3 protein-coding genes and 1 pseudogene are annotated in these 5,555 nt (G+C 56.3%); 1 reads left to right on the forward strand and 3 read right to left on the reverse strand.

Annotated features, from left to right (window positions below; translation table 11 throughout):
• The first annotated feature begins 341 nt into the window (after positions 1–341).
• Positions 342–1,518 (forward strand): annotated as a pseudogene (locus C7H84_RS36005) (IS256 family transposase).
• Positions 1,519–2,009: 491 nt separating this feature from the next.
• On the opposite strand, the gene C7H84_RS36900 reads toward C7H84_RS36005, so the two are convergent.
• From C7H84_RS36900 to C7H84_RS37020, 3 genes are all read right to left on the reverse strand, one after another.
• Positions 2,010–2,738, reverse strand: coding sequence for a hypothetical protein (locus C7H84_RS36900; protein ID WP_162999528.1), 729 nt, complete (start codon positions 2,736–2,738; stop codon positions 2,010–2,012).
• A 174-nt stretch (positions 2,739–2,912) separates the two neighbouring features.
• Positions 2,913–4,766 carry an NEL-type E3 ubiquitin ligase domain-containing protein gene (locus C7H84_RS36010; protein WP_162999529.1) on the reverse strand — a complete coding sequence of 618 codons (1,854 nt, stop codon included), beginning with the start codon at positions 4,764–4,766 and terminating at the stop codon, positions 2,913–2,915.
• A gap of 499 nt (positions 4,767–5,265) precedes the next feature.
• On the reverse strand, positions 5,266–5,555 hold a 290-nt coding region (locus C7H84_RS37020), incomplete at its 5' end, for a hypothetical protein (RefSeq protein ID WP_205611511.1).

Raw genomic sequence — 5,555 nt, forward strand, 5'->3', positions numbered from 1 at the left:
CCGAAGTGCGCATAACGCCTGTTATGCTGATCTGAGCATAATCGACGAAACTATCTGTTCTTCAGCTTTGACAGTGCGTGTGCGGGCCACTGCAATGTACAGCTTGATCGGGACGTGCAAGCTCAACGGAATCCAGTCGGGCGCGCACCACCAGCATGAGGGCGAGTTTATATTGGAACGCCCTGATTGTTGCCGATTAGTCTGACGCGTGTCAGCTTCGAGTCTTTCGCGGAAAGAAGAAAATTCGCCGCCATGAATGGTTTGCAGTAGCGTGTGGACAAGTTCTGCGGGCCTGCCAGTAATTTCGTGTTCATGGCATATGATGCTCCGAGGGAGACTATATGCCTCGCAAACCGAAAGCCAAACCGGTAAACCTGCCGGCGATTCCCGCCGAGTTGCTTGAACAATTCGGCAGCGGTCCGATGACGGCCGAAGTGATCAATGCCGCGACGCTGGCCCTGAAGAAGGCGCTGATCGAACGAGCGCTGGGCGGCGAGATGAGCCGCCATCTCGGTTACCCGCACGGCGCTGCCAAGCTGATCACCGTAACAAACCAGCGCAATGGCACGGGCCGCAAGACAGTCCTGACCGAAGACGGCCCGATTCGTATCGAAGTGCCTCGCGACCGCGACGGCAGCTTCGAACCACTGCTGATTCCCAAGCGCGAACGGCGCTTCACAGGCTTCGACGGCAAGATCGTCGCCATGTATGCCCGGGGCATGACCGTGCGCGAGATTTGGGGGTCTTTACAGGAGCGATACGGCGCCGAGGCTTCGCCCGATTTTATCAGCTCGGTCAACGAGAAGGTCATCGCCGAAGTAACCGCCTGGCAAGCTCGACCGCTTGAGCCGATGTACCCAGTGGTATTCTTTGGCGCGCAGCGGGTCAAGATTGGCGAAGACGCCGGCGTACGCAACAAGGCGATCTACCTTGCGCTGGGCGTTCTGCCCGACGGCACGCGCGATATTCTGGGCTTGTGGATCGAAGGCACCGAAGGCGCCAAGTTCAGGATGAAGGTGTTCAGCGAACTCAACACACGAGGCGTTCACGACATCCTGATCGCCGTGACCGACGTCCTCAAAGGCATGCCCGAGGCGCTGGCTGCCGTGTTTCCAGCGGCAGGCCTGCATCGTTCACCTGATCCGCAACAGCCTCGATTACGCCAACTGGAGACCATCGAAGACTAGCCGCCGTGATTCGCCCGACCTACACCGCCCCGAGCGCGGAGGCGGCTCAAGCAGAGCTCGATGCCTTTGCCGGCGGACCATGGGATGAGAGATTCGGCGATCAGCGCGGCGTAGCGCAACGCATGGGTTCGTGTGATTCCATTCTTCGCGTTTCCGCCGGCGGTTCGCAAGGTTATATACACTACGGAACGCCATTGAGAACATCAACTCGCAGCTGCGCAAGATCATCAAGACTCGAGGACACTTCCCGACTGATGGGGCTGCCACCAAGCTCATCTGGCTGGCACTGCGCAACATCACCGCCGATTGGAGGCGTGCTGCCCATGACTGAAAGGTGGCTATGAACCAGTTCGCCATTCTCTACGAGGATCGATTCGTTCAAGCATCCGAGTGAATCACAACGCGCCTTGAACACGGAAATTCTGACACCCCCGATTCTGATCACACTCGCCTCTGCACGAGTCGCGCGTCGCGCCTTCTCCGTTCTGTCGAAGGGGTAGCCTTGCCGCCGCGTTGCATATCCCTATCAATCGTTCGATCGACCGGCGTGCATGCGCTTCGACGCTGAGCGAGACATCGGAACCCAACGCCATGCACTCGAGGGCCACCGCACGTTCCGCGGGTGCCCCGACTCGCGGCAGATTAGTCACACGTCGTGCGAAGACCGGCAAAGACATGACAACCGCCAAGCGCCCACCGACCAATTGGTTGGTGGGCAGCAACTCGTCGCCTTCCCTTCAAGACCAAATATCGATCGTCTGAACAGATACCGAGGATTTGGGTCGGACTCTAATATAGATGTCGAGCCCATTCCGGGCACCTTCAATCGGCTCGTTGGCATCGTAATGACGATGGCTCGGATCCGAAGCGAATCCGGGGGCCAGCGTAGCCCTCAGCGCTCTGCGCTTCCCGGAGATTGTCAAGCACACTCTGCGGCAAAGGATTGCCGTCCAGGTGAATCGTGAGATTCGATCTCCATTCAGTAATGTTTTCCGGCAGGCTAGTGATCTGGTTAGATGAAGCGTTCAATATAACCAAACTGGTCGGCGCGCGCGATGGCAAGGTCGTCAACTGGTTATGTCCGACATCTATCCGATCAAGGGAGTCTGGTAAAAAATCGGGCCAGTGCTCAATGTTGTTCCCTCTTGCATGCAACTCCGTGAGCCCCGCGTTCAGTCCATTGAGCGAAGTGAGTCCGCAATAATTTGCCCGAAGCTGCCAGACGTCATTAGACAAAGCAGGGATCGTTCCTAACTGCTCGTTAAAGTCCAGAACCAGCGTCCTGACGGACGGCGGCACAATAAACGAATCGCCGGTCAAGCGATTCTGTCGCAGATCCAGACGTGCTATCGTGATGCCGTCGGGCCAGTTGTTGGGCAGCGTGGTCAATCCCCGATGGCTCATAAAAAGGTCGATACTGCGACGGCCGGTGCTCAGCGCATCGAAAACCTCGCTGTCGAAGGTATTGAGTGCTTGCTGGCGCTGCTCTCCCGGCGCATTCTCTGCCGCCCAGCTCCTCCACCCATCCCGGAGTTCTGACAGAGTCCTCAAGGCAGCCTCCCTCGGTTCCGTCCTCATGGCGGCCAAATCATCGTCCGCCCACGCGGCAGCTGCGGAGCCAAACTCGTGTGTTGATGTCAGTGTGATTCCCCGCGTACTGCCGAGATCCGCGACATTGTCACCCGCACCTATCGGGCTTGTCGGCTGTGACGGATGGGATTGCGCTTACCAATTGACATCCATTTCATTGGTGTTGCTTCTTTCAGCGGAGGGCATCAACGCTGGAATAGTACGGATCGCCGAATTTGCATCCGCGGCAATCGCGGGAGTGTTAATCTCCGCAGCACGATCCGCTCTCGCAGGCGGACCAGACCGCTCACTCGAAACTCGCTCTCGAGCAGAGGATGCCATGCCGTCCCGCTGCCGCCTGAATGCAATGCGTGTTTGAGAATGGCGATCAAAACGCGGTGCAGAGAGTACTTCACTCTCAGTAACACCGCTTGCCTCGGCACCCCGTGGGTTCGTTGGCGAAACCGCTACGCCAGAAGACAATGCCACAGTCGTGTCTTCATTTGCCTTCCCTGCGCCTGAGCGTGGCGGTTGCGACGCGCTACCGATTGTGGACGGGTCAACATCCTCGTCCAACAGATGCTCCAGATTTCGCGAGCGAAGGAATGTTCGCGTCAGGCCTTCGTAGGTTGCGACCGTAAGCCTTCGAGTGATCATACTCCCAACCCGAGCCTCGAGTCCCACATCGGCCGTTCCTTTGGGGAATCCCATTGTCTCTAGCTCGTCTTCAACCTCTCGCTCGAAGTATTCTCCCGCTAGCTTATTTTCCAGGCCCTCTTTAGCAGCCTTGTACTCGTTCGGCATCTGGCGCCTCAACACCGCCCGCCATGGCTCCCAATCGGCGGACAGAAATTCCACAAACTGTGCCTTCTCAGCTTCTCGGACCAGAAACACTGCATTTTCAATGTCCTCATCTTTCAGCCAAGACACGCTGTACCAGCGCATATCTCGAGCACCAAGGCCCAAGTCCAGGCGATCCCACGCCTTGTGTTGATAAGCTAGCAATACCTCGACATCGTCGCACAATTTGAGCTCGGACACCTTCTTCCACGCAATTCTCTCGAGTTCATTTCGACGAAATGTTTGCCGTGCCAGGCGCGGGAGCTCGTGAATACGGTCTTGCTTCGTGCCCGCGTTGTCAGAAACAACTTCCGCTGCTGACGACAAAACAGCATCATAAAATCCATTCTCCATATGATGCGCAACAAGCGCCTCCTGCATGTTGTTCCACGTAAGAGACACTCTGTCCTCGCACGCTTCTGTTGACGACCTAGCCAAATCAATAGCGTTCTGAATTAGCTCTTGATTTCCGCTGATGGCAGTGAGCCATTCAAAAACCTGCCTCCTATACTGCCCAGTCTCATCTCTAGCAAAGTTCACATTATCAATCCTAAGCCGATCGAGAAATTTCTGAAATTCTCCTGCACCGTTGACACCAACAAATTTTTTCCATACTTCCGGAATAGCCGGCGCACTTGCGGCCGACGCGGCCTCCGGAGCGTTCGCTGCGGAAGTGTTTGTTTCTTTGCATTCGAGCGCCGCGCCAATGACAAACCAGTCCCTTACCGCCTCCTCAAGAGGACGACTAGGCACCCCCCGCCCATCGCCCATGGAGAAATACAATTGGGATCCGCGATATCCAGGTTGTGTCATTATCCCGTGTAGGTTCGCTAACACGCGCTGCGAAAGTGGGTTACCCCGTAGATAAATCGCAGCCCGCGGAAATCGCTCAGCGATATCATCGGGAAGGCTTGAAATTCTATTATTTTCAATCTCAAGCCATGACAAGTTTCGACCCAACCCGACAGGCATCTCATTCAACAGATTTCGATTTGCATAAACATGTGTAAGACCAGATGGCAGATTGCGCGGAAGCTCCGTGATGCGATTGCGATTTAAAAAAAGTCGCTGCAAACGAGCAGGCAACACAACATCTCTTAGCGAACCTTCAATTCGATTATTATCCAGTACCAATACACGGATATTTTGAAAATCGCTGGATAGACTCATCACATTGTCTCGAGTCAGTCTACACCCGGTAGCGTATAGCATAACGAGGCTTGTTGGTGCGCCGGATAGAGACTCAAGCTCATTTCCTGAAATGTGGAGGGTGGACACGCCCACTAGTCCGCTCGGAATCTGCCTAAAACGGTTTCCACCGAGATCGAGACTGTCTGCTACCGGCATCTGAGGAGGTAGCCTCCTCAAGCCGAGACCGTTAAGATTCAGTGAGCCTCTATCCATTTGCCCATCGCGACGCAGCGTCCCATCCGGGTTATGGTCGCGCACCCATTGCTCCAACGTAGTTGCGGCTTTTGTCCGATTTTCTTCGGGCGCTCCGGCCTGCGCCCAAGCACGCCAAACCTTAGAAAGCTCCTTCGCCGGATCGGTTGGCTTAGACGAACTACCCCAAACCCACTTCAAAACCTTTCTTGCCGTCTCCAGCGGCTTTTTGTCCTTCGTGGAGGCCGGGGTTGCTTTCGTTTTCGATCGCGCGCCGGTAGATGGATCAACTACGGTGCTTGAGGCGGACGCCCGCTGGATCACCCCGGAGTTGAGACTTGCCTGTGTCGGAAGCGCCGAAGTTGTTGGCGTCCTTGATCGCGCACCAGTCTCTGCGGAGACAAGCACAGCACTTGAACTCGCGGAGCCCGCATGCAATGCCGATGACGTCGCGGCCGCCATGGCGCCGGTCGGAGCATTGCTGCTTCCCGCCTGGAGAAATGCAGACGGCACCGAAACGTTTAAGCCTGCCTGCCGAGATTGCACCGAACCCGACGGTTGCGGCGGTGGATCCTC

The organism is Burkholderia sp. Nafp2/4-1b, from assembly GCF_003635165.1.
Taxonomy (GTDB): Bacteria; Pseudomonadota; Gammaproteobacteria; order Burkholderiales; family Burkholderiaceae; genus Burkholderia.

Coding starts and splice junctions, on each gene's coding strand:
- C7H84_RS36010 (WP_162999529.1), bottom strand. CDS start 4,766: ATGAGTCTATCCAGCGATTTTCAAAATATCCGTGTATTGGTACTGGAT.